The sequence below is a fragment of the Bradyrhizobium sp. BR13661 genome (genome assembly GCF_029892425.1).
Taxonomy (GTDB): Bacteria; Pseudomonadota; Alphaproteobacteria; order Rhizobiales; family Xanthobacteraceae; genus Bradyrhizobium.
Map to the genome: position 1 here is coordinate 371,882 of NZ_JARXWB010000002.1, position 24,121 is coordinate 396,002.

Sequence of the window (24,121 nt, forward strand, 5' to 3'; positions counted from 1 at the left end):
CGCGGCGCGTATCTTGCGGCGTTCGTTGCGGCTGCCGGATTTGCACCCGTCCTGGCGGCAGGCGGCGGAGGAGGAGGTGGCGGCGGTGGTGGTGGTGGCGGTATGGACCCCTTCGCACACCCCACGACAAGCCAAAGCACGCCGGCTCCGACCTATCCGGCGCGCACCGGCACCAAAGCCACCCAGAAGGGCAAGAAAACCAACAACCAGTCGAGCATCGACGATCCGGCTTTTGCCGCAGGCTACCGCGTCGCTTACGACACCATCTACGAGCATAACGACTACACTACTGCGATCGCGCAGTTGAAGGCCCTCGGCCACGACGACTATGCGAATGTCGCGAACCTGATCGGTTACTCCTACCGCAAGCTCGGAGACTACAAGCAATCGCAGGTCTGGTACGAGCACGCGCTGAAGATCGACCCGAACCACGTGCTGACCTGGCAATATTATGGTCTATGGCAGCTCGAGCAGGGCAATCGCGAGCAAGCGATGTTTCATCTCAGCCGGATCGCGGCCATTTGCGGGATGGATTGCGATGAGTACAAGTCACTCGCAGCGGCGTTGGACAAGCCCACTGGAGCAGCGCTCGCGTACTGAAGCCGCCCGGGAAGGCCGGCTGTGAAACGCCGGACACCCGCGGGGTGACAAGTCACACGATTTTCAGCATTGTTCCGTTCGGGGGGCGCGAACGGGACAATTGCATGCCGCTTTTGCGCGACAGGATCATCGGCCATGACCTCGAACGGCTGGCCTTCCGCTTCACCATGCTGAACGATGGTGAGGCCGTGCAATGCCAAATCAGCGATGCCGCGATGGACGAACTCGCCGGCATGCAGGGCACCGAAAGCAGCGCGCGCCAGGCGCAATTCGCCTCGCTGCGCGAGACCATCGAGCGGATCGCGTCGGACCTCTACGACGAGGCGCCGCGGTTCAAGGGCTATGTTGTCAGGATTTTCGTTCGGCATCTGGGGAGGTGAGATCGGTCGTCCAGCGAACACAGACCTCTCACCGTCACCCCTCCAACTTCTTCAGCAACAGCTTCAGCGCCGTCGCCGCAAACACCTGCATGTTGGCGAAGCGGTCGTTGCTCCCGGTCTCCAGCGTCATCACCTCCGCGGCGGGCCCTGAGACCGCCATGCAGCTATGGCCGGCGGCATCGCCATAGCGGTTGCCGGTCGGGCCGGCTGCGCCGGTTTCGGACAGTCCCCAGTCTGATCTGAAACGTCCGCGCATCTGTTCGGCGAGCAGTTTCGCGTAGGGCTCCGATGAGGAGCGAAAGCCCTTCATTCCTTCGTCCGAAATATCCATCAGCACGCGTCGGGCATCGCGGGTGTAGACCACCGCACCGCCGAGGAAATAGGCGGAGGCGCCGGGGACCGCGAGCAGGCTCGCCGCGATCAGGCCGCCGGTCGAGGATTCCGCGACCGCAATGGTCTGTTTGCGCGCGATCAATCCTGCTGCGACCTGTTCCGCGATGCCGACCAGTTCTTTCATCTGTGTCACCCCTTATTCCTTCGCAACCGAGCTCATCCTTCCTAGCATATGACAGAAGCCTTGGCCGAGTTGCGGGCGGAGAGCAGGCCTGCTTGAATGGTGGAAGAAAAGACTTTGCGAGGAAACGTGAAAAGGGAGACGTTATGGCGTCCCTGATCGCCGGCGGTGTCGATTGCGACGTGCATCCCGCCGTGCCGCATCTGACCAGCCTGCTGCCGTACCTGAGCGACTATTGGCGCGACCAGGTGACGACGCGCGGCATGGTCGATCTCGTCTCGCAATCCTATCCGAAGAACTCGCCGATCGTGGCGCGGCCCGACTGGCGTCCAGAAACCGGCAAGCCGGGCGAGAGCCTCGAGGACATGCAACGCCATGTGCTCGATCCCTTCCGGCTCGAGTTCGCCATCTGTAATCCGCTCTATGGCGTGCAGATGGTATTTTCCGAGGATATGCAGGCCGCCTTCTGCCGCGCGCTGAACGAGTGGCTTGCGAAGGAATGGCTCGATCGCGACACGCGGCTGCGCGGCTCGATCGTGATCCCGACGCAAAGCGTCGAGAAATCTGTCGCGGAGATCGAGCGTTGCGCAGCGGACAAGCGCTTCGTGCAGGTCCTGATGCTGGTCATGGGCGACACGCCGCTCGGCAAGCGCGCGCTGTGGCCGATCTACGAGGCCGCGGAACGGCTCGGCCTGCCGGTCGGCATCCATGCCGGTTCCGCCTATCACAATCCGCCGACCGCAGTGGGATGGGGTTCCTACCACATCGAGGACTATGTCGGTCAGGCCCAGGCGTTCCAGACCCAGCTCACCAGCCTCATTGTTGAGGGCGTATTCGCTAAATATCCGCGGCTGAAGATGGTGATGCTCGAATCCGGCGTTTCCTGGATCTCACCCTATCTCTGGCGCCTCCACAAATTCTGGCGCGGGGTGCGGATGGAGACGCCCTGGGTCGATCGCGCGCCGCTCGAAATTGTGCGCAGCAACATCCGCTTCTCGTTACAGCCATTTGATGCGCCGCCGGACGAGGCGACATTAATTCGCCTGTTTGATCATATGCAGTCCGACGAATTGGTCCTATTCTCCACGGACTATCCGCACTGGCAGTTCGACGGCCAGGACGTGCTGCCCGAGGGTCTCACCCCCGATCTCGTGCGCAAGATCATGATCGATAATCCGCATGCCACCTATCCCCGCCTGATCTAGCCCGCTGCCAAAGGAGGCAAGGCGATGAATATCCAGTTCCGCGAAGGCCTAGAGGCCGCTTCTACCCTCACTGCGAAGACCGCAATTGCGGACTGCGATATCCATCCGGCACGCGCCACGCGCACCGAGCTTTATCCCTATCTGGCCAAACGCTGGCAGCATCATCTTGAGGTCTATGGCGTCCATGCCTATCAGGGCATGATGGAAGGCCCGCCCTATCCGAAGGCCCAGCCCAACGCCTCGCGCCGCGATGCCTATCCGCCGGAGGGCGGCCCGCAGGGCTCTTCGCTCTCCTTCATGCAGAAGCAGCTGCTCGATCCCAACAACGTGCAGCTTGGCGTGCTCAATCCGCTCAACACCGGGCAGGGTATCCGCAACCACGAGCTCTCGGCCGCGTTGTGCTCGGCGATCAATGACTGGCAGATCGACAAATGGACCAGCAAGGACCACCGGCTGAAGGCCTCGATCGTCGTCGGCAATGAGGATGGTCTGTCAGCCGCGGCTGAAATCCGTGAGCGCGCCGGCGACAGGAACTTCGTGCAGGTGCTGCTGCTCAGCCGCAATGTCGAGCCGCTCGGCCAGCGCCGCTATTGGCCGATCTATCAGGCCGCGGAAGAGGCGGGGCTGCCGGTTGGCGTCCACGCCTTCGGCTTCGGCGGCAATCCGATCACGCCGTCGGGCTGGCCGTCCTATTACATCGAGGAGATGGTGGGTCATTCGCAGTGCCAGCAATCGGCGCTCGCAAGCCTCGTGCTCGAAGGCGTGTTCGAGCGCTTCCCGAAGTTGAAGATGGTGATGATCGAGGCCGGTTTCGGCTGGGCGCCGTCGCTGGCGTGGCGGCTCGACAAGGTCTGGCAGCGGCTGCGCAGCGAGGTGCCTCACGTGAAGCGCCCACCGTCGGAATATATCCGCGAGCAGGTGTGGTGGACCACGCAGCCGATGGAGGATCCGGAGCGGCGGGAGGATCTGTTCGACGTCATCAAATGGATCGGCTGGGACCGGCTGTTGTTCGCGACCGACTATCCGCATTGGGACTATGACGAGCCGTCGCGCGTGCTGCCCGCGGGCGTCAGCGAAGCCGATCGCGAGGCGTTCTATCTCGGCAATGCCAAGAAGCTTTATGGAATAGCTTGATGGCGCGTCATGTGATTGCCCCGGTCGATGAGCTTCCGCCCGGCACTCGAAAATTTCTGGAGATCGATGGACGGCCGATCGCGGTCTTCAACATCAAGGGCGAGTATTTCGGCCTGATGAACCGCTGCCCGCATCAGGGTGCGGCCTTGTGCGAGGGGCCGCTGATCGGGCTCGCGCAGTCGAGCGATCCCGGCGAGATCGAATACACCAAGCTAGGCGAGATCATCCGCTGCCCCTGGCACGGCTGGGAATTCGACATCCGCACCGGCCAATCCTATTGCGACCCCCGCCGCTTTCGCGTCAAGGCGTATCCGGCCCATGTCGAGCCGGGTGCGAGCGTGGTGAAGGGGCCGTATGTGGCGGAAACGATTCCCGTGAAGGTCGAGAGTGATTACGTGGTGGTGGAGCTGTAAGTCTTGCCGCGCCGGGACTCTACTCCCTCGCCCCGTTCTTACGGGGAGAGGTGAAGAAAGGCACGCCCGGGCAGCTAACGCCCCGTCGCCGGCTCCACCGCCGTATCATAGATCGGCACCGCCTTGCCGCCGCCGCGATAGACGATCGAGGCTGCGATGATGCCGAGCGCGGCCGCGAACATCAGCCACGCACCGGGCATGGCCTTGTTGCCGGTTTGCTCGATCAACCAGGTCGAGGCGAACGGCGTGAAGGTACCGAACAGCGCGGCCGCCAGTGCGAAGGCCAGCGAGAAGCAGGTCGTGCGCACATGTGCTGGTACGATCTCGACCAGCGCGCCGAGCATGGTGCCGCTGTACACGCCGAAATAGAACGAGAACATCATCTCGACCGCGAGCAGCTTGCCGAAGGTCGGCGCGGCCACCAGCCAGCTCAGCGCCGGATAGGCGGTGAGCAGCGCCAATGTCGCGATGCCGATCAGCACCGGCTTGCGGCCGATCCGGTCGGACAGCGCGCCACCGACCGGATTCCAGAAGAAGTTGGTGACGGCGACGAGCAGCGTCACCAGCAGCGCATCCTGCGTCGACAGTTTCAACACGGCCTTGCCGAAGGTCGGCGTGTACACGGTGACGAAGTAGAACGTCGTTGTGGTCAGGATTGCGATCATCATGCCGAGAATGACGATGCGCCAGTTGGCGAGCGCGGAGGCAAACACTTCGTTCGCGGTTGGATGCTTCTTCATGGCGAGGAAGGCGGGTGTCTCTTCCAGCGTGCGCCGCAGGAAGAAGATCAGCGGAATGATCATGCAGCCGACGAAGAAGGGAATGCGCCAGCCCCAGGCGGCGACGGTATCGGCCGGCATCACTTCGGAGAGGATGAAGCCGAGGATCGAGGCAACGAAGATCGCGACCTGCTGGCTCGACGATTGGAACGAGGTGTAGAAGCCGCGGTTGCCGGGCGTCGAGATTTCCGAGAGATAGACCGACACACCGCCGAGCTCGACGCCGGCGGAGAAGCCCTGCAGCAGGCGGCCGATCAGAACGATGATGGGCGCCGCGATGCCGATCGTGGCGTAGCTCGGACAGAACGCGATCACGACGGTGCCGACCGCCATGATGCCAAGCGTGACGATCAGGCCCTGACGGCGGCCGATGCGGTCGATGTAGGCGCCGAGCACGATGGCGCCGACCGGGCGCATCAGGGCGCCAAGCCAGAACACACCGAAGGTGTTGAGCAGCGATGCGGTCTCGTTGGTCGAGGGGAAGAACGCCTTGCCGATCGCGGCGGCATAGAAGCCGAACAGGAAGAAGTCGAACTGCTCGAGGAAATTGCCTGATGTTGCGCGCAGGATCGCGCCGATGCGCGACTTGATCTCGGGCGGATTGGTTGATGCTGCTGGTCCAGCCATAGACGTTACTCCCCTAGACGCGGCCGGACCGGAACTCATTTTCACGGCAAGGCGACAGATTGTTGCTGTGACAATCTGACTAACCCCTCTCGCGCGAGGCCCTGCGAGTCAACCCATTTCACTGCAGAAGCTGATGATTTTTCAGGCTTTATTCTGCGCTGCAGCGATCATCCATTGGCGGAACGCTGTGAGTTTCGGCGCCTCGCGACGGCTCTCCGGCGAAACCAGGTAGAAGCCGGCATCGGCCGGCAACGCGATCTTGAAGGGAACCACGAGCCGGCCCTTGGCGATGTCGTCCTGCACATAGGAGGTTCGCCCCATCGCCACGCCGATGCCGTCGATCGCGGCCTGGATGGTCATGAAGATCATGTCGAAGGTGATGCCGGGTTGCTTGGCAATATCGGCGGGCAGGCCCGCCGCCGTCAGCCACAGCCGCCAATCGTCGCTGTTGGTGTTGGAGGTGTGCAGCAACGGATAGTGGCGGAGATCCTCCGGATTGCGCAGCGGCTGGTCGACGCACAGCAGCGAGGGGCTGCACACCGGGAATAGTTCGTCCGCCATCAGCCAGTCGGCGCGCAGGCCCGGCCATTGGCCGCGGCCATAGCGGATTGCTGTATCGACATCGTCGCGCTGGAAATCGACGAGGCTGGTCGAGGTGGTGATGCGAACATCGATGTCGGGATGGGCCTCCTGGAAATCGGCCAGCCGCGGCAGCAGCCATTTGGCGGCGAGCGAGGCCAGGGTCGAGACCGTCAGCACCTTGTCGTCGTCCTTGCGGAGCAGCCGGTCGGTCGCAAGGCGGAGGTCGTTGAAGGCGGCGCGGACGCCGGGCAGGTAATCGCGCGCCTCAGGCGTCAGCGCCAGCGCGCGGTTCTGCCGGATGAACAGGCGGATGCCGAGCTCCTCCTCCAGCCGGCGGATCTGATGGCTGATCGCGGTCTGGGTCACGTTCAGCTCGGAGGCCGCCAGCGTGAAGCTGAGATGGCGCGCGGCGGCCTCAAAAGCCCGCAATCCGTTCAGGGAAGGCAATCTGGCAGTCATTTGGCAGCATGATGCATGAGCTTATTTCATGCGAAGAGGTACATATTGTCGTTTGTCGGATCGCGCGCGCAGGCAGATATTAGCCGCCAAGTTAGCTCAAGGAGCTGAAAATGTCTACTTGCACCGATCATTCGATGACAAATCATCATGCACCCGGCCTGATCGCCCAGATCGGCGAGACCCTCCACATCTGGCACGAGCGCTACCGGACCCGGCATGAGCTCTCCAACTGGACCGCTCGCGATCTCCACGACGTCGGCCTGTCCTGGAGCGATATCGCCTCTGAAGCCGAGAAACCCTTCTGGCGGGCCTGATAGGCCGCCAGGCCGGCGCCGCCTGATGACAGGGGCGCCGGCGGTCCCTCTTTCGAGGACACGTGTCATGAGCAGCTATCGCCTGGAAGATCTGAAGCAATATTCGGACACGCTGCGTACCCGTCAGGGTGAGGCGTTCAACGTGCGTTTCATCGAGCCTGGCGACACCGACGAGATCAAGCACTATTTCCGTTCGCTCTCGACGCGCTCCCGCTACAACCGTTTCTTCGGCGCGCTCAGCGAGCTGCCGAAGGGGCTGCTGAACGAATTCCTTCAGGTCGGCGAACGTGAGCGTTTTACGGTCGTCGCCACCATGATGGTCGACGGTTTCGAGACCATCGTTGCGGAGGCTCGCTACGCTTTTCATGGCGAGACCTCGACGCTGGAGTTCGGGCTCTCGGTCGACGACCGCTGGCAGGGCCACGGCATTGCGACCGCGCTCTTGAAGAATCTCGAATGCCGTGCCGCCGCGCTCGGCGCCGAGCATATCTTTGGCGACACGCTACGCTCCAACCAGACCATGATCTCGCTCGCGCGCAAATCCGGCTTCGCCTTCGTCAACCATCCTGATGACTGGAAGCTGGTCCGCTTCGACAAGGAGATCGACGTCGCGCCAAAGGACATTCCCTGTGCCAGCTGGCGACTCGCCGCGCTTTCCCGTCAAGCCGATAGCCCCTCAGCCTCGGCCTGACACCACTCCGAGCCCGGCCTGGCGAAGCCAGAGCCGGGTTTTTTTGTGTCCCATCTCTCTGTCGTCATTCCGGGGCGCGCATAGCGCGAGCCCGGAATCCATTTCACCACGGATGTTGTCGCCCGATGGATTCCGGGCTCGATGCTTCGCATCGCCCCGGAATGACGGTACCCGGAGTCGACCGCGGCGCCTACTTCCCCGTGAACACCGCCTTGCGCTTCTCGATGAAGGCCTGCACGGCCTCCTTGTGATCGGCGGTCGTGGTCAGGCGGATCAGCCGTTCGGCTTCGTGATCCCTGGCGGTTTCGAAATCGAACAACAGGGCCTCGTCCAGATTGTCCTTCATGTAGCGCAGCGCGAGGCGCGGACCTTCGGCGAGCGATTTTGCCAAAGCGAAAGCCTCGGCCTGAAGCTTGTCATCGGGCACGACGCGGTTGACGAGGCCGATTGTCTCGGCACGTGCCGCATCGACGCGGTCGCCGGTGAACAGCAGCTCACGCGCCCGCGCGGTGCCGACCAGGCGCGTCAGCAGCCAGGCGATGCCGTAATCGCCCGACAGCGCGATGCGGGCATAGCCGGTCGCGACGAAAGCCGATTGCGCGGCGATGCGGATGTCGCAGGCCATGGCGAGGGCAAGTCCGGCGCCGACCGCAGGGCCGGGGAGCGCCGCAATGGTCGGCTTGCGCACCGACACCAGCGCGCCGGTCAGCAGCCGCTGCCGCTCCTGCAGATCGGCGATGCGCTCTTCCAGCGACATCTCCAGCTTCTTGGGATCGCGATGCGCGCCCATGCCCTTGACGTTGCCGCCGGCACAGAACGCCTCGCCCGCACCGGTGATCAGCAGTGCGCCGACATCGGGACTCTCGCCGCATGTCCGGATCATCGTCCGCAGTGCCGGCGTCAGATTGTCCGACAGCGCGTTCCGCACCTCGGGGCGGTTCAGCGTGATGACAGCGACGCGATCGCGGATGACGCAGAGGAGTTCGTTGGTGCCGGTGTCGATGGTGGTTTCCGTGGTCATGATTCCTCCTTCAAAACTTCTCCACCCAGGGCCGCAGCTCCAGCTCCCAGCTCCAGGCGCTGCGCGGCTGCTGCAGCACGTTCCAATAGCTCTCCGCGATCGCATCGGGATCGAGCATCGAATCCGACTTGTCGGCCGGCTCGGTCCGCGCCGCGCTGCGGATGCCGCCGTCGATGACGAAATGCGCGACATGGATGCCTTGCGGCGACAATTCGCGCGCCATGCTCTGTGCGAGCCCGCGCAGTGCGAACTTGCCCATCGCGAACGGCGCCGACTGCGCATAGCCCTTGACGCTGGCGGAGGCACCGGTGAACAGGATCGCACCATGCTGGTTCGGCAGCATGCGCTTTGCGGCCTGTTGCGCCACCAGGAAGCCGCCATAGGCGCTGACGGCGATCGCGTTCGCAACGTCGGCCGGCACCAGATCGACGAACGGCCCACGCGCGCGGCCGCTCGCATTGTAGACGACGAGGTCGGGCGTGCCGATCTCGCGCTCGACCAGGCCAAACAGCCGCTCGACCTCCTCAGGCTCGGTGGCGTTGCAGGCATAGGCCTTCGCACCCGTCTGGCTGCAGAGCGCGCCAAGCTTCTCGATCTTGCGCGCGGCCAGCCCGACGCGGATGCCTTGCGCGGACAGCAGCCGTGCCAGCGAGGCGCTCAGGCCTTCGCCGGCGCCGACGATGAGGGCGATCTTGTATTTCGGATGTTCCATGATGTGGTCTCTGGCGTGATCTTTCGGGGACAGGACGCCGCTGATCTATGTATCCGCAATGCGGACGGCCAGCCGCGCCGATCACAATTCCGCAGAGCGAATTGATCCTTCACGGCGATCATGCCTCCCTGACAATTTGCAGCTTTATCGCCTGTCGCGATGGGAGCATGATCGACATCATCTCAAGCGGCAAGCGCCAAATGAGCGCTCAGAATTGCCGCCGGGCGGAAACGAAGAGGACGATCATGCACAAGCCGGTCACGGGGCAGCCGAAAAATGTCGCGGCCGGGCAGGCCGGCCTGCTGGCGCCCGATACCACGGGGATGAATTTCTATCGCGCCGATCAGGCGCTGACGGATCTCTTGCGCATCCATCTGCCTGATACGCTGTTCCGCCACATCGAGCCGCATCTCGATCGGCTCGGCGAGCTCGCTGGCGGTCATCTCGACGAATGCGCACGGCTTGCCGACCGGCACACGCCGATCCTGCACCAGCGCGACAAGTTTGGCCGCGACGTGCAGTGGATCGAATATCACCCGGCCTATCGCGAGCTGGAGAACGCCGCGTTCGGCGAATTCGGTATCCACGCGCTCTCGCTCGCTAAGGGCATCATGGGATGGCCGGACAAATATCCTGTCGTCGCCAAGCACGCCTTTACGTTTCTGTTCAACCAGACCGAATTCGGCATGGGCTGCCCGATCAACGTCACTGACGGTTGCGCAAAACTGCTGGCGAATTTCGGCAGCGAGGCGCTGAAGGCGAAATATCTGGACGGCCTGACCTCGACCGACATGAGCAAGCTGACGCAGGGCGGCCAGTTCATGACCGAGAAGGAAGGCGGCTCCGACGTCGGCACGCTCACGACGACGGCGGTGCAGGAGGGCGATCATTGGCGCCTCCATGGCGAGAAATGGTTCTGCTCGAATGCCGATGCCAAGGTCGTGATGTTGCTGGCGCGTCCCGAAGGCGCCGGCCCCGGAACGCGCGGCGTCGGCCTGTTCCTGATGCCGCGCTTCCTCGACGACGGCTCGCAGAACCACTACCGGATCGTGCGCCTCAAGGACAAGCTCGGCACCCGCTCGATGGCCTCGGGGGAGATCAAGCTTGAAGGCGCGATCGCCTATGCCGTCGGCAAGCTCGATCGCGGTTTTGTGCAGATGGCCGAGATGGTGAACTCCTCGCGGCTGTCGAACGGCGTGAAATCCGCCGCGCTGATGCGCCGCGCCTATCATGACGCGCTTGCCGTGGCGGCGAATCGCGTGGTGTTCGGCAACCGCATCATCGATCTGCCGCTCGGCCGTCGCCAGATGCTGAAGATCATGCTGCCGGTCGAGCAGGCGCTGTCGATGAGCTTCCTCACCGCCGATGCGCTCGACCGCGCAGAAGCCGGCAGTCAGGATGCGGCGGCGCTGCTGCGCATTCTGACACCGACCCTGAAATTCCGAGCAACCCGCGATGCGCGCAAGGTTTGCGGCGATGCCCTCGAGATGCGCGGCGGCATCGGCTATATCGAGGAATTCGCGACGCCGCGCCTGCTGCGCGATGCGCATCTCGGCTCGGTCTGGGAAGGCACCGGCAACATCGTCGCCATCGATGCGCTCAGGCGCGCGGTCGGCCGCCATGGTGCCGAGTCTGCGCTCTCAGCCGATCTGCACGCGCGGCTCGACGACAGCGCCTCGGTGCCGCAGGCCTGGCGCGACAATTTGCGCGGCTTCGTCGACCGTGCGGTCGGCTTTGCGCGTGAGGTCGCGAGCAAGTCCGAGAACGAGGCCGATGCGCGCCGCGCCACCAGCCTGCTCTATCACGTCGCAAGCGCCGTCGTGCTCGCCTGGGAAGCCCACCGCATCCACGACATGCGCGGCGATGCGCGTCGACTGCTGCTGTCGCGCCTCGTGATCGACCACCGGGTCGCGCCGGCCGATCCGTTCCGGCTGACGGAAAATGCCGCGCAAGCGAAGATCGCCGCGCTGCTGCTCGGCGATCGCGATGCTGCGATGAGCGAGGTTGGCGAACTGGTTCTGGCAGCGTAGGCTGCACGCCACGATCAAACAAAAAACGCGACAGGGAGTGCTCGATGAAGGCCGCCGTCCTCTATGAAGTGAACAAGCCGCTGGTCATCGAGGATGTCAGCCTGCCGAAGCCGGGGCCGCGCGAGGTCCTGATCCGCACTGCGGTCGCCGGCCTCTGCCACTCCGACTTGCACTTCATGGAGGGCCTTTACCCGCACCCGCTGCCAGCGGTGCTCGGGCATGAGTCCGCCGGCATCGTCGAGCAGGTCGGCTCTGATGTCACTTACGTGAAGCCCGGCGATCACGTCGTCACGTGTCTTTCCGTGTTTTGCGGCACCTGCGACAATTGCACCACCGGCCGCACCGTGCTCTGCACCGACACCACGGTGAAGTTGCTGCCTGGCGTCTCGAACCGCATGCAATGGTCGAAGCCGGAGAAACTGCACCAGTTCCTCAACCTCTCGTCCTTCGCCGAGCAGATGCTGGTGCACGAGAACGCTATCGTCAAAATCAGGAAAGAAATGCCGCTCGATCTCGCTGCGCTGATCGGCTGCGGCGTCATCACCGGCTATGGCGCGGTGGTGAACACCGCGAAGGTGACCGCGGGCGAGACCGTGGCCGTGATCGGCTGCGGCGGCGTCGGCATGGCCGCGATCAACGGCGCGCAGATTGCCGGCGCCGGCCGTATCATCGCCATCGACACCAATCCCGCAAAACTCCAGCTTGCGACCAAGCTGGGCGCGACCGACATCATCAACCCCGCCGACGGCGACGTGGTGAAGCAGGTGCGCGATCTCACCAATGGCGGCGTGCATCATTCCTTCGAGGTGCTGGGCCGCAAGGAAACCGCCGAGCAGGCGTTCGCCATGCTCGCCTCCGGCGGCACCGCCACCATCGTCGGCATGATCCCGTTCGGCCAGAAGATCGAGCTGCACGGCTTCGACTTTTTGCGCGAGCGCCGGATCCAGGGCTCGTCGATGGGCTCCAATCATTTCCGCGTCGACATGCCGCGCCTGGTCGATTTCTACCTGCGCGGCCGGCTGCATCTGGAGGACTGGATCTCGGCCAAGCTCAAGCTCAGCGAGATCAACGAGGGCTTTGCCAACATGAAGGCCGGCAAGACGCTGCGCAGCGTGATTGTGTTCGATAGCTGAGCAACGGTGGCGTGTAGCCCGGATTTCGCTGCGCTCCCTCCGGGCCACGAGACCTGCGCAATGACGAGGCGCCGCTAATCGTCAAACATCTTCGGCGGCACGAACCCGCCGAACTCACGCTCGATCAGCTCGGCGAGCTTTAGCGGCGTGCGGTCCTCCAGCCACGGGCCGACGATTTGCACGCCGACCGGCAATCCGTCAGGCGCAAAGCCGGTCGGGATCGCGGTCGAGGGCAGGCCGGGGAGGGTGGCGATGCCAGGCCAGGCGAGCTGGTCAGTGTAGACGTGTGCCTTGCCATCGATCGTGATGCGGCGCTGCTCCTGGTCCGGCGAATGGTCATGCGGATAGGCCGCAATCGGCATCACCGGGCAGATCACGGCGTCGAACGTCTTGAACAGCTCGCGCCATTGCGCGCGAAGCCGCGTGCGTCCGCCGTTCGCCATTTGCCAGTCGCGATGACTGAGTGCGATGCCGCGCAGCCGCTCGGCTGCGAGGCTGGTGTCGCTGTCCGGCAGAGCCTCAGCCGCTTTCTTCGCGCCCGCATACACGTCAGGCGGGAAACCCGCGCCGAGGAACGACAGCAGCATGCGCATGTAGAGCCGCGACGATGCCGCGAAATCCGGCAGCAGCGGACTGCTGCGCTCGATCTTCACGCCCGCCTTGGTGAGGTTGTCGGCCAGCGCGTTGATGGTGCCGCGCACGGCGGTGTCGGTCGGCAGCACCGGATCTGTGTCGACCACTAGCACCCGGAAATCCCTGAACGCGCTGTGCCGTGCCGCCGGCAATTCGAGCCGATAGGCGAGGCCCGCATCGATCGGATCAGGTCCAGCCATGACGTCGAGCAACAGCGACAAATCGGCAGCGCTGCGCGCCATCGGGCCGATCACCGAAAGATCGCGCTCGAACGGCAAGGCCGGCAGCGGTGGCGGCGTGTGCCCGCGCATCGCTACGAGGTTGAAGGTCGGTTTGTGCGCATAGACGCCGCAATGGAACGCCGGCACGCGCAAGCTGCCGCCGATATCGGAGCCGATCGACAGCGGGCCATAGCCCGCCGCAAGCGCCGCCGAGGAGCCGCCCGACGAGCCGCCAGGGGTTCGGCCGAGATCGTAGGGATTGTTGGTGGTTCCGTAGATGTCGTTGTAGCTCTGCCAGTCTGCGAGGGCGAGCGGCACGTTGGTCTTGCCGATCACGACGGTGCCGGCGTCCTTCACCCGTGTCACCGGCAGCGAATCTTCCTTGGCGATGAAGTCTCTTTGCGCGGGATTACCCCAGGTCGTGGGCAGGCCGGCGATATTGTAGGATTCCTTCACCGTCATCGGCAGGCCGAGCAGCGGCTTTCGCTCACCGCGGGCCAATGCGGCGTCCGCCTCGCGCGCGGCGCTCAGTGCGCGGTCGAAATCCCGGACGCAGATCGCGTTGACCTTGCCATCGTGACGTTCGATGCGATCGATCGCATCCTGTGTGAGCTCGACGGCGGAGACCTTCTTCGCCGTCAATGCGGCCGACAGCTCGACCGCGCTCTTGAAACTCCATTCCGATTTGGCCACGACATGCTCCTGCGCTTCCACTCGAGGGATGATGCGCAGTTTTAGCCGATGCCGCAACCGTCGTTTGATCGCAGTTGATCTGCTTGGGATGTTACCCCGGCAACATTCGTTGCATTACGCGATCGCGATAGACGAAGGCGTGTGTGAGCGCGGCACCGATGTGAACGAGGAGGGTGATGAGCAGCGCCAATTCCATCGCCTGGTGGAGGCCCTCGATGGCCCGGCCGGCGGCTGCGTTGGCGGACGCCAGCATCGGCAGCGGCACGAGGTAGAACAACGAAACGGACCAGCCGCGGAAGGACGCAAACAGCCAGCCGGAGAGCGTCGCCGCCAGCACCAGCGCGTAGAGCAGCCAGTGGACGACCTCCGATGAGACGCGCTGCCAGGCGGGGAGCGCGCTTTCGGGCGCCACCGGATGGGTGACGCGCCAGAACAGACGGAGAGCTGTCAGCACCAGGATCGTGATTCCGACCGAGATATGAAAGTTCATGCTGGCGCCTGGGCTCATGTCCGGATGGATATCCGGCATCAGCCAGCCGATCGGATATTGCACGGCCAGCAGCGCGACGATGAGCCAGTGGAAGATCTTGGCAGGCGTGCCGTATTGAAGACGGGTGGTCATGAAGATGCTGCCGTTGAATGCCGCGCTGGTCAGGGCTGGAAGGCTCGCGCTGCGGCGTGGGTGAACGGATTGACCGGCCCGCTGCTCATGCGTGTATCCGGCTTCTGACCGGGCACAGGAAAGGCGTAACCGATGATGGTCTTGACCACGAACCGATCAGACGCTGGCGTCAGTCCGTAGCCGACGCCGAAATTCACGTCGAACACGCCGGCCTTGAAATCGGTGACGGCAAACAGCGTGTGCTGCTGGTCGGAGAACCTGTCGAAGTGCCCGATCTGGCCGAGATCGCTGTAGTACTCGAATCCTGCGAACAGGTCGTCGCCGAACTTCCGCGCAATGCGAGCGGCCGGAGTGAAATGCTGTTCAGCAAATCTGCCGAAATGGATATCGACGATCGGATTGACGATGAACTCGTAGTCGCTGTTTCGCACCCCGATGATGGGACGAATCTCCATCGAGAAGCGGGATTGGGAGAATGGCGGTGTCTCGTTGCTGAATTCGAAGTTCACGCCGTAGAAAAAATTGCGCTGTTCGGCATGCGGCGAAACAAACAGCGTTCGCAGCTTGAAGGCGTCAGAATAGAAGCGCTCGTCCTGAATTGAGAACGGCAGGTAGAGTCCGACCTCCCACCAGTCGGTCACGCCGTAGGCGAATTCCGGGGTGCCGTTCAGGCTGTGATTTGACGCGAGTCCCCCGGGAAAGGGCGGATTCTTCTGGCCGAGCGCGACGTAGTTCAGATGCTGCTGAATCGTGAATTGGCCGATCTCGGCAATGCCGGCATTGTAGACTTGGATCTCGTCGGTGGCATGTGCGTTCGACGCAAGCAGAACCATTACACCGGCGAGGCTCGCGACCGCGATGGTTGAACGTATCAGCTTCATCGCCGTCACCTATGCCGCCCCGATCAGGATGCCGACGGCCAGCACGATCGCGCCGCCGAGCACGATCTGGAATACGGCCTGCAGGAACGGCGTATCCATATAACGCGCGCGGATGAAGGCGATTGCCCAGAGTTCGAAGAACACGACGATGCCGGCGATGGCAGTCGCGATCCAGAATGCGTTGGCCCAGCTGTCGGGCACGAGATAGGGCATGGTGTGTCCAAGCCCGCCGAGCGTTGTCATTGCGCCGCAGGTGATGCCGCGCAGCCATGGCGAGCCGCGCCCCGTCAGCGAACCATCGTCCGACAGCGCCTCCGCAAAGCCCATGCTGATGCCGGCGCCGATCGAGGCGGCAAGGCCGACGAGAAAAGTTTGCCAGTTCTGATGCGTGGCGAAGGCCGCCGCAAACAGCGGCGCCAGTGTCGAGACCGAGCCGTCCATCAACCCGGCAAGGCCCGGCTGCACATATTGCAGCACGAACATCCGACGGCTGGTCCGGTCTTCCTCGGCGCGCACGTCGGAGCTCAGGATCTGGTCCGTCAGCTTCGCGGCCATCGTTTCGTGGCCTTTCTCGGCTTCGGCGAGATCGCCGAGCAGGCGGCGCACCCCGACATCCTGCGCCTGTTCGGCGGCTTTCACGTAAAAGCGCTCGGCCTGCATTTCCATCGTCTCGACCTCCCTCCGGATGGTGTCGAGCGGCAGGTTCTTGGTGAGCCAGACCGGGCGGCGACGCAGGAAGCCCTTGACGTCCTCGCGGCGAATGGGCGGCAGGTGCGGACCGAAACGCTGCTCGTAGGTTTCCAGCAGCATGTGGCGATGTCCGCGCTCTTCCTCGGCCATCTCCTCAAAAATCTTGGCGGAATCCGGATAGCGCTCCTTCAGATCCTCGGCGAAGCTCATATAGATGCGGCTGTCCTCCTCCTCGGAGGAGATCGCGACCGCAAGCACCTCGCGCTCGGTCAGATCGGCAAAGTTCTTCACGGGTGGCCCTGCTATCAGTTTAGAATAGTTCTAAAGCGATATAGGCTGCAAATCGTTCAGGGTCAATTCACCGGAAAAATTCGATCCCTTGTGTGCGCGAGTACGGATCGGAATCGCATGTGCCGTATTGCGTCAGGTTCGCATCAGCAAGTGACGGGGTAAGCAATGAACAAGGTCAAATACCGGCTGAACGATCCGCGGCTGGCGCCTCGGCGTACCAAGCTCGAAATTCCCGGCTGGGCCGGCAACCGCGAGCCGCGTGCCGACGGTTCGCATGAGCAGGTGTGGCATTGCGTGCCGTTTTCGGAAGGCGCCCAGTACGGCATCGAGCTGTTTTACCCCTATGATTTCGAGCTTCACGTCACGACCAGGGATGGCCGCCTGGTCCTCGATGCCGATTGGGGTGAGCCGCCGCCAGGCGGTGCGGAATGGCCGCCCTTTCGAAGGTTCGGCGACAGCTTTTACACCTACCAGATCCTGCTCGATCTCAAGGTTGCGAAGGGCATGGCTGTCCGCACCGAGCCGCATCCGCGCTTCTACACGGATCGAACCGACACGGTGCCGATTGCCGTGCCCGCGCTGATCCGCAATTGGTGGCCGATGATGTTCTTCTGCGTCTTCAAGGCGCCGGCCGAGGGGCGTACTCACATCTTCCGGCCGAACGAGCCGTTCGCGCAAATTATCGTGATTCCCGAGGAAGCCATCTTCGAACTCGAGCCGATGGGCGAAGAGGAAGCGGCTGAGCGCGAGCTGCAGGCACGGCGGATTTACAACAGCCGGCCGAAGCTGGCCGCCGGCACCGAGTGGACGTCCTCGACCGACACGGTGTTCGACGGCACCTATCGGCATCTGCACCGCGCGGCGAAGGACAAGGCGCGAAACGAGTAGCCGGATCGCTGTCCCCGGCTTGTTGCCGACAAAAAGCAAACAGGACCCGAAGGTCCTGTTCAATCTCGCCTGTGACGTCGGCGCGTTAATAGTCGCGACGATAGAAGCTGTGATGATGGTGGTGGTGATGGTGATGATGGTGGTGATAATACCGCCGATATCGCGGCACCACCACGACCGGGGCATCGTCGTAATAACGATAGCGGGGATAGAAGGCGTGGTGATGATGATGGTGGTGATGGTGATGATAGTAGAACTGGGCGAGCTGAACGTTGGAGTCAGCCTTCGGCGGCGCGGCTTCATCGATCGCCTGCAGCAGAGCCCCTGCGTTCGGGATCGGCTCGAGCAGCTCGGCATATGAGTTCGCTTGCAGCACGTCGGCGGGCGCCGGAGCCGCCTGGGCGGAGCCGAGTGTACCGAGCGCGGCGACCGCTCCCAATAGTCCAGCGATCTTCTTTTCCATTATCGTTCTCCATGGTCGCCGGACGCGACTCCGGTATTCCGCAACATCAGATATTGCCGAAAGTTCCCTGAACCGCGGATTAATGCCCTGTGACCGGAATGTGAAACAACTTCATCGCCCCGACGTGGTGCTGCGACGCAGAAAGTCGAGCAGCAGCCGGCTGACCTCGGCAGGCTGCTCCTGCTGCACCCAATGGCCGGCGCCATCGACGAGATGGCAGCCGAGCATCTTCGTGCAGCCATCCCCCTGCATCGCCTCGAACACGCCTGGGCGCTGATAGGTGCCCCAATCCTGCTTGCCCGAGATGAAGCACGAGGGCACGTCGATGCTGCGCCCTGCAAACAGCTGCATCTCGCTGTTAAGCATGCCCGTCGTGCCGTAGCGATACCATTGCAGCCCGCCCTGGAATCCAGTGCGGCGATATTCGGCGCTGTAAAAAGCAAGGTCGCTGTCCGGCAGCCATTGATTGGCGGCGATCGCGGCAGCCGAAGGCATCTCCTTCGCCACGGTCTCGGGCATCGTTTCGCCGAGGTCCATCACGTAATAGGTCGGCAGCTTTGCCAGCTCTCCCGCCGACCACGAGTTCAGCGGATAAGGCTTGTTGTCGATCCAGTCCGCACTCTTGTGATGATAGTAGGCGCGCAGGAAATCATGCACGCCTTGCGGCGCGTTGAGCATGTCGCCATTGGCCGCGCGTGTCGCATAGTACCATTGATAGTGGATGCGCGGGCGCGGCAGTGCGGCGAGCTCGCGATGCACGGAGTCTTCGACCGCGGGCTTGGCCGGCGCATCGGCCGTGTTGAAGGGCATCGGCGGGGCTCCGCCGAAGGGTGCGCTCATCAACGTCACCGAGCGGAACACATCGGGGCGGATCAGCGCGCACCAGGCCGCGACGGGGCTGCCGAAATCATGGCCGGCGAGGTCGACCTGCCCGTAGCCGAACGCCGACACCAGCGAGAGCGCGTCTCGCACGAGGTTGAGCAGCGAAAACGGCGTCAGATCGCCGTCGTAATCGGCGGTCCATCCGGTGGTCCGGCCATAGCCGCGCTGGTCCGGCGCCAGCACGTGATAGCCGGCCGCGGCGAGCGCTGGCATCACCTTGCGCCAGGAGAAGGCGAGTTCGGGAAAGCCGTGCAGCAGCAGGATGCATGGACGTCCCTTGGTTTCGAAACCGGCCTCGAGCACATGCATGCGCAGGCCATTGATCCCCTCGACATAGCGCGAGCGAATGCCGGCGGGGAGGGGAATGTCGGGGAGATCGGGCATTTCTGTTTCCTCGTCATGGCCGGGCTTGTCCCGGCCATCCACGCTCTTCGTTAGGGATGGATAGTAAAAACGTGGATGCCCGGGACAAGCCCGGGCATGACGTTAAGATGGGGGGCCGCGTTACACCGCCGCACACACGAACCCATTGCCCTTGCGCTTGATCTTCCCGACTGATGGCGAGGGGAAATGCGCGGTGCAGCACAGCGTGTCGGTGTCGCAATAACGCTCGAGGAAACTCCGACGCGTGGTTGCCGCCTTGGCTGGATCGACGTCGAACTTGATCGACAGCTCCGGATAGAGCGTCTGCAACGGCGAGTGCATGAGGTCGCCGGAGAACACCGCGTCGTCCTTGCCGCGGCCCACCGCGATGGCGATATGGCCCGGGGTATGGCCCGGCGTCGGCACGATGCGGACGTGGTCCCCGATCTGGTGGTCGTTGCCGATCAGCTCGTGCCTGTTGGCCTCGACGACAGGCAGCACGCTGTCGACGAAGGGCGGGATCGCCGTCTTCGCATTCTCTGCGAACCAATGGTCGTATTCCTGCTTGCCGAAGACATAGCGTGCCTTCGGGAAGGTCGGCACCCAGCGACCGTTCTCCAGCCGCGTGTTCCAGCCGACGTGATCGACATGCAGATGCGTGCACATCACGAAGTCGATGTCATCGACCGAAACGCCCGCGGCATTGAGCGCGCGCAGATAGGTGTCGTCGGTCTTCATGTTCCATTTGGGCCGGTTGGGGCGCGGCTTGTCATTGCCGATGCAGCTGTCGATCAAAATAGTGTGGTGCGGCGTCTTCACCACGTAGGACTGGAACGCCAGCATCAACACGTCCTGATCGTCCAGCGCCTTGGCCTGCCGCATCCACATGCGGTTCTCGGCCAGGACCTCGGCCGTCAGCCCCGGCAGCATGTCGAGCGCCGGCACGAACGAGGTTTCCTGCTCGATGACGCGATCGATGGTGAGGTCGCCAACCGAAAATTTCAGGCTCATGCTCGTTTTCCCTTGTGATCAGCGTGAGTCACGCACGGACGGAATGACGATATTGGAGAGAATGTCGATCGCGGCCGCGCCTTCCTTGGGTTGGCCGTATTGCGCGGCCGTCGTCATCATGACGAGGTCAAGCTCGGGAACGATGAAGATGCGCTGGCCGCCCCAGCCGAAGGCGGCAACCCATTTGATCTCTCTGTCGCCGGCCAGCGAGCGGCCCATCCACCATTGATAGCCGTAGAACAGCGTGCCGCCGAAATAGCCGACCGCCTGGAAGCGCGGTGTGATCGATTGTGCGATCCAGTCGGCCGGGACAATTTGCCGACCGTTCCACTGGCCGCGATTGAGCACGAGCTGGCCGATCTTTGCCGCATCGCGCGGCCGCAAGCGCAGGCCCGCGGCCGCTGCGATCTTGCCGTTCTTGTAGTTCTTCCATTCGACATCGGTGATGCCGAGCGGCTGGAACAGCGCCTCGCGCGCGAATGCCTCCAGCGGTTGTTTCGAGACCTGCTCGACGATGTTGCCGAGCAGCTCCGTGCCGCCGCCGCTATACGTCCATAGTGCATCGGGCGGTGCTGCGATTGGTCGTGACAGCACATAGCCCAGCGGATCCGGTTCGGTGAGGAGATGCGGCTCGTCGTTCTTCGGATCGGTCCAGGCCCGCGCCTCGTCCCATTTGAATCCCGAGGACATCGTCAGCAGATGGCGCAGCGTGATGGCGTCCCATCCCGGCTGCTTCACCGCCGCATAGTCGGGGAAAAATTTCAGGACGGGCTCATCGACGCCGGCAATGAGCTTGCGGTCGATCGCGATTCCAACCAGCAGCGAAGTCACGCTCTTGGTTACCGAGCGCATGTCGTGCTTGGTCGTTGCACTGAATTCGTACTGGCCGTCTGGCTGTCCCCAGGGCTCGTCATAGCCGGCAAAATATTGCTCGAAGACGAGCTTGCCATGCCTGACGACGACGACCGAATGGACCGCGGTTGTCCTCAGCGCGAGCCGCGTGGCGATGGTGCACAGCTTTGCGCCGTCGATGCCGACACTGTCTGGCGAGGCGATCTCCCAGCCATCGTCGATCGCTACAGGCGATCCGCAGGCCTGGCCTTGTTGTCCAGGCGGCGTGGTCTCGGCCCGCAGGCTGGTGGCGGAAACTGACAGCACGAGCACGAGGCTCGCACTGAGATCTGTGAGCCGGGAGAATCGATCGCGCATCGTCATTCTCCCGGTATGTCCCGCTAAGCCGCCGGCGGCACCGAGATCTTCACCGAGGGCCGCTCGAGCATCTTCTGATGGAAGGCGTCGAGTTTTGGATACGCCTTGCGCCAGCCGCAATCGGCAAAGCGGAAGTCGGCATAGCCGAGCACGCAAACAAGGCCGATCTGCGAGATGTCGAACGGCCCGTTCAGCACGTCAGGCATGTTCTCGAAGCGCGCCATGCCGCTCCAGGCCCGGTTCCAGTGGTCGTCCGACCACGCCTGCCATTGCAGGCCCTGCGGCCGCACCATCTTCTCGTAGCGGCACAGCAGCATGGAATCGAGCATGCCGTTGATCAGCGAGTGATTGGTCTTGGCCTTCCAGCGCCGCGGACCGTAATCCGGGATCAGGCTGCCGCCGGCCATCTCGTTGAGATATTCGACGATGACGTAGGAATCCAGGATGACGTCGCCGTCATCAGTGATCAGCACCGGCAGCTTCTTCAGCGGCGTGATCTTCGAATAGTCCTCGTTGACCGTGCCCGGCGCGACCGTTGCCGGCGTGAACTCGATCTTGTCGATCAGCCCGAGCTCGATCGCGGCGATGCGCACCTTGCGGGCAAAGGGCGAGGCGGCGGAGAAGGAGAGTTTCATGGAACGATCCTACGATGACTTAACGACAGTTCTCTCATCCGTCATGGCCGGGCTTGACCCGGCCATCCACGTCTTTCCGCAATCCGCCACCGTAAGACGTGGATGCCCGGGTCATCTAGCGCGAAGACGCGCTTCGCGCTTCTGCCCTGGCATGACGTCGGAGTGCGACTTGCGCGCAGCTTACGCCGCCACGATCTCCTGGCGCTGCTCGCCGAGGCCTTCGATGCCGAGCGTCACGACGTCGCCGACATTGAGGAAGGTCGGCGGCTTCATGCCGAGGCCGACGCCGGGCGGGGTCCCTGTGGTGATGATGTCGCCCGGCAGCAGGGTCATGAACTGCGAGACGTAGGAGATGCACTTGGCCATCGAGAAGATCATGGTCTTGGTCGAGCCGGTCTGCCGGCGCTGACCGTTGACGTCGAGCCACATCGACAGGTTCTGCACGTCCTTGATCTCGTCCTTGGTGGCGAGCCACGGGCCGACCGGGCCGAAGGTGTCGTGCGACTTGCCCTTGGTCCACTGACCCAGGCGCTCGGTCTGGAAGTTGCGCTCGGAGACGTCGTTGCAGACGCAATAGCCGGCAACGTAGTTCAGCGCGTCGGCTTCCGAGATGTACTTAGCGCGGGTGCCGATGATCGCGGCGATCTCGACCTCCCAGTCGAGCTTGGTCGAGCCGCGCGGCTTCTCGACATTGTCGTTCGGGCCGCACAGCGAGGTGTTGGCCTTCATGAAGATGATCGGCTCGGTCGGGATGGCGGCGCCGGTCTCCTTGGCGTGGTCGCTGTAGTTGAGGCCGATGGCGACGAATTTCGAGATGCCGGTGACGGGCGCGCCGAAGCGCGGCTTGCCGGAAACGGCGGGCAACGAGGAGGGGTCGATGGCAGCCAGCTTCTTGAGGCTTTCAGGCGAATAGGCCTCGCCGGTGAGGTCCTTCACATGCGCCGACAGGTCGCGCAACTGGCCGGATTTGTCGATCAGGCCGGGCTTTTCTGCACCCTTGTCGCCATAACGAACTAGCTTCATTTTCGTTTCTCCCTTGGGATGGACTGATCGGTTAAATAGCTTCATGGAACAGGGCGGCGGGAAATTCAACCGCCGAAAAGGGATGCATTGCAGCCCTTCATTCGCGGGGTGCCGCGCCCCGCCCGCTACGATTGCTGCGCCTCGAACCTGAACGCGTCGCCGTCCCGTTTGATGTGCCCGGCCGAGAAATGCCCGCCGATCACCAGAGTCGCCGTGTCGGCAAAGCGCGAGAACACCTTGTGCCGGCTTGCTGCCGATTGGGCGATGTCGGTATCGACGACCGAGCACCAGTCAAGATGCGCCATCTGGCAGGGGTGATGGGCGACGTCGCCGCTGAGCAGTGCCTGCTCGCCGCCGGATTCGATCAGGACGCTCATGTGCCCCGGGCTATGGCCGGGAGTCGGGATGACGCTGACCTCCTCGCAAAGCCGGTGATCGCCCGGGATCGTCTCGGCGAGGCCCGCATCGACGATGGGCTTCACGGAATCGTCGAACACCGCGACCTTGTCCGGCTCGGCCGTGTACTTGCGCCAATAGTCATATTCTGTCTTGCCGAACAGATAGCGCGCATTGGGGAAGGTCGGTACCCATTTGCCGTCGAACAGCTTCGTATTCCAGCCGACATGATCGACGTGAAGATGCGTGCACAGCACGGTGTCGATGCTTTCAGGCGGAAAGCCCGCGGCCGTCATCATCTCCAGGAACGGCGTGTTGCGGTTATTCCAGACCGGGACGCCGCGGCCCTGCTTGTCATTGCCGAGGCCGGTGTCGACGACGATGCGGCGCGCCGGCGTCTCCACCACCAGCGAATGGATCGACATTTTCAGCCGGCCCTCCTCGGTGGCGAAATGCGGGATCAGCCACGGCAGCTTCCGGATTTCGTCATGGGTCGCGGCCGGGAGGATGAAGCGGGTCGAGCCGACCGTCTCCATTTCGACGACCTTGGTGATTTTGACCTGGCCGACCTTCCACTGCATCGGGCGTGCCCCCATTTTCTTTGTTTGGCGCCGAAAGATGCACAC

The 24,121-nt window shown here is 63.3% G+C and carries 26 protein-coding genes; 10 read left to right on the top strand and 16 right to left on the bottom strand.

The genetic code is table 11. The features are described from left to right. Positions 1 to 102 precede the first annotated feature (102 nt). The gene (locus M2427_RS04835; protein WP_280705216.1) at positions 103 to 600 is read left to right on the top strand and encodes a tetratricopeptide repeat protein; all 498 of its coding nucleotides are present in this window, start codon (positions 103 to 105) and stop codon (positions 598 to 600) included. A 104-nt stretch (positions 601 to 704) separates the two neighbouring features. Next, positions 705 to 980, top strand: a complete 276-nt coding sequence (locus tag M2427_RS04840) for a DUF1488 family protein (RefSeq protein ID WP_280705046.1) — start codon at positions 705 to 707, stop codon at positions 978 to 980. A gap of 34 nt (positions 981 to 1,014) precedes the next feature. Here M2427_RS04840 and M2427_RS04845 read toward each other — a convergent pair whose 3' ends face one another. Next, a complete protein-coding gene (locus M2427_RS04845; RefSeq protein ID WP_280705217.1) occupies positions 1,015 to 1,497 on the bottom strand; it encodes a CinA family protein in 483 nt (160 codons plus the stop codon). A 143-nt stretch (positions 1,498 to 1,640) separates the two neighbouring features. Here M2427_RS04845 and M2427_RS04850 point away from each other — a divergent pair, with 143 nt between their 5' ends. Genes M2427_RS04850 through M2427_RS04860 form a run of 3 tightly spaced genes read left to right on the top strand, consistent with a single transcriptional unit; the run spans position 1,641 to position 4,246 of the window. Continuing rightward, positions 1,641 to 2,699 (top strand): amidohydrolase family protein, encoded by a 1,059-nt coding sequence (locus M2427_RS04850; protein ID WP_280705047.1) that lies wholly within the window; start codon positions 1,641 to 1,643, stop codon positions 2,697 to 2,699. A 24-nt stretch (positions 2,700 to 2,723) separates the two neighbouring features. Next, complete coding sequence (locus M2427_RS04855; protein WP_280705048.1) at positions 2,724 to 3,833, top strand: amidohydrolase family protein; 1,110 nt, start codon at positions 2,724 to 2,726, stop codon at positions 3,831 to 3,833. Continuing rightward, positions 3,833 to 4,246, top strand: a complete 414-nt coding sequence (locus tag M2427_RS04860) for a Rieske (2Fe-2S) protein (RefSeq protein WP_280705049.1) — start codon at positions 3,833 to 3,835, stop codon at positions 4,244 to 4,246. The genes M2427_RS04855 and M2427_RS04860 overlap by 1 nt, the downstream gene beginning before the upstream one ends. 74 nt (positions 4,247 to 4,320) lie before the next feature. Here the strand turns inward: M2427_RS04860 and M2427_RS04865 are convergent, their stop codons facing one another. Together M2427_RS04865 and M2427_RS04870 are read right to left on the bottom strand one after the other, a co-directional pair. Next, positions 4,321 to 5,652, bottom strand: coding sequence for an MFS transporter (locus tag M2427_RS04865; protein WP_280705050.1), 1,332 nt, complete (start codon positions 5,650 to 5,652; stop codon positions 4,321 to 4,323). 141 nt (positions 5,653 to 5,793) lie between these two features. Further along, the gene (locus tag M2427_RS04870; RefSeq protein ID WP_280705051.1) at positions 5,794 to 6,693 is read right to left on the bottom strand and encodes a transcriptional regulator GcvA; all 900 of its coding nucleotides are present in this window, start codon (positions 6,691 to 6,693) and stop codon (positions 5,794 to 5,796) included. Between the two features lie 110 nt (positions 6,694 to 6,803). Here M2427_RS04870 and M2427_RS04875 point away from each other — a divergent pair, with 110 nt between their 5' ends. Both M2427_RS04875 and M2427_RS04880 read left to right on the top strand, forming a co-directional pair. Then, positions 6,804 to 7,007: a DUF1127 domain-containing protein gene (locus M2427_RS04875; protein WP_280705052.1), complete on the top strand. Its 204-nt coding sequence runs from the start codon at positions 6,804 to 6,806 to the stop codon at positions 7,005 to 7,007. Positions 7,008 to 7,074: 67 nt separating this feature from the next. After that, on the top strand, positions 7,075 to 7,698 hold the full coding sequence (locus M2427_RS04880; protein ID WP_280705053.1) for a GNAT family N-acetyltransferase: 624 nt from the start codon (positions 7,075 to 7,077) through the stop codon (positions 7,696 to 7,698). A gap of 190 nt (positions 7,699 to 7,888) precedes the next feature. Here M2427_RS04880 and M2427_RS04885 read toward each other — a convergent pair whose 3' ends face one another. Next, entirely contained in the window at positions 7,889 to 8,719 is an 831-nt protein-coding gene (locus tag M2427_RS04885) for an enoyl-CoA hydratase (protein ID WP_280705054.1), read from the bottom strand. Between the two features lie 10 nt (positions 8,720 to 8,729). Beyond that, positions 8,730 to 9,431 carry an SDR family NAD(P)-dependent oxidoreductase gene (locus M2427_RS04890; protein WP_280705055.1) on the bottom strand — a complete coding sequence of 234 codons (702 nt, stop codon included), beginning with the start codon at positions 9,429 to 9,431 and terminating at the stop codon, positions 8,730 to 8,732. Between the two features lie 245 nt (positions 9,432 to 9,676). On the opposite strand from M2427_RS04890, the gene M2427_RS04895 reads away from it, so the two are divergent. Further along, entirely contained in the window at positions 9,677 to 11,461 is a 1,785-nt protein-coding gene (locus tag M2427_RS04895; protein WP_280705056.1) for an acyl-CoA dehydrogenase family protein, read from the top strand. A gap of 44 nt (positions 11,462 to 11,505) precedes the next feature. Continuing rightward, on the top strand, positions 11,506 to 12,594 hold the full coding sequence (locus M2427_RS04900; protein ID WP_280705057.1) for a Zn-dependent alcohol dehydrogenase: 1,089 nt from the start codon (positions 11,506 to 11,508) through the stop codon (positions 12,592 to 12,594). A gap of 74 nt (positions 12,595 to 12,668) precedes the next feature. On the opposite strand, the gene M2427_RS04905 is transcribed toward M2427_RS04900, so the two are convergent. The 4 genes from M2427_RS04905 to mbfA form a co-directional block, all read right to left on the bottom strand. Then, entirely contained in the window at positions 12,669 to 14,141 is a 1,473-nt protein-coding gene (locus tag M2427_RS04905) for an amidase (RefSeq protein WP_280705058.1), read from the bottom strand. Between the two features lie 91 nt (positions 14,142 to 14,232). Next, complete coding sequence (locus tag M2427_RS04910; protein ID WP_280705059.1) at positions 14,233 to 14,763, bottom strand: cytochrome b/b6 domain-containing protein; 531 nt, start codon at positions 14,761 to 14,763, stop codon at positions 14,233 to 14,235. Between the two features lie 29 nt (positions 14,764 to 14,792). Further along, a complete protein-coding gene (locus tag M2427_RS04915) occupies positions 14,793 to 15,644 on the bottom strand; it encodes a hypothetical protein (protein ID WP_280705060.1) in 852 nt (283 codons plus the stop codon). Positions 15,645 to 15,653: 9 nt separating this feature from the next. Next, positions 15,654 to 16,625: an iron exporter MbfA gene (gene mbfA / locus M2427_RS04920; protein ID WP_280705062.1), complete on the bottom strand. Its 972-nt coding sequence runs from the start codon at positions 16,623 to 16,625 to the stop codon at positions 15,654 to 15,656. Between the two features lie 165 nt (positions 16,626 to 16,790). On the opposite strand from mbfA, the gene M2427_RS04925 reads away from it, so the two are divergent. Next, entirely contained in the window at positions 16,791 to 17,513 is a 723-nt protein-coding gene (locus M2427_RS04925; RefSeq protein ID WP_280705063.1) for a hypothetical protein, read from the top strand. Positions 17,514 to 17,598: 85 nt separating this feature from the next. Here the strand turns inward: M2427_RS04925 and M2427_RS04930 are convergent, their stop codons facing one another. The 7 genes from M2427_RS04930 to M2427_RS04960 all read right to left on the bottom strand — a co-directional run bounded on the left by M2427_RS04930 (position 17,599) and on the right by M2427_RS04960 (position 24,076). Next, the gene (locus tag M2427_RS04930) at positions 17,599 to 17,976 is read right to left on the bottom strand and encodes a hypothetical protein (protein ID WP_280705064.1); all 378 of its coding nucleotides are present in this window, start codon (positions 17,974 to 17,976) and stop codon (positions 17,599 to 17,601) included. A gap of 111 nt (positions 17,977 to 18,087) precedes the next feature. Continuing rightward, the gene (locus tag M2427_RS04935; protein ID WP_280705065.1) at positions 18,088 to 19,242 is read right to left on the bottom strand and encodes an alpha/beta hydrolase; all 1,155 of its coding nucleotides are present in this window, start codon (positions 19,240 to 19,242) and stop codon (positions 18,088 to 18,090) included. Positions 19,243 to 19,362: 120 nt separating this feature from the next. Continuing rightward, a complete protein-coding gene (locus M2427_RS04940) occupies positions 19,363 to 20,232 on the bottom strand; it encodes an MBL fold metallo-hydrolase (protein WP_280705066.1) in 870 nt (289 codons plus the stop codon). Between the two features lie 18 nt (positions 20,233 to 20,250). Next, positions 20,251 to 21,441 (bottom strand): serine hydrolase, encoded by a 1,191-nt coding sequence (locus tag M2427_RS04945; protein WP_280705067.1) that lies wholly within the window; start codon positions 21,439 to 21,441, stop codon positions 20,251 to 20,253. A gap of 23 nt (positions 21,442 to 21,464) precedes the next feature. Continuing rightward, on the bottom strand, positions 21,465 to 22,076 hold the full coding sequence (locus M2427_RS04950; RefSeq protein WP_280705068.1) for a glutathione S-transferase family protein: 612 nt from the start codon (positions 22,074 to 22,076) through the stop codon (positions 21,465 to 21,467). Between the two features lie 180 nt (positions 22,077 to 22,256). Further along, the gene (locus tag M2427_RS04955) at positions 22,257 to 23,099 is read right to left on the bottom strand and encodes a fumarylacetoacetate hydrolase family protein (RefSeq protein WP_280705069.1); all 843 of its coding nucleotides are present in this window, start codon (positions 23,097 to 23,099) and stop codon (positions 22,257 to 22,259) included. Positions 23,100 to 23,224: 125 nt separating this feature from the next. Continuing rightward, positions 23,225 to 24,076: an MBL fold metallo-hydrolase gene (locus M2427_RS04960; protein ID WP_280705070.1), complete on the bottom strand. Its 852-nt coding sequence runs from the start codon at positions 24,074 to 24,076 to the stop codon at positions 23,225 to 23,227. Positions 24,077 to 24,121: the final 45 nt, after the last annotated feature.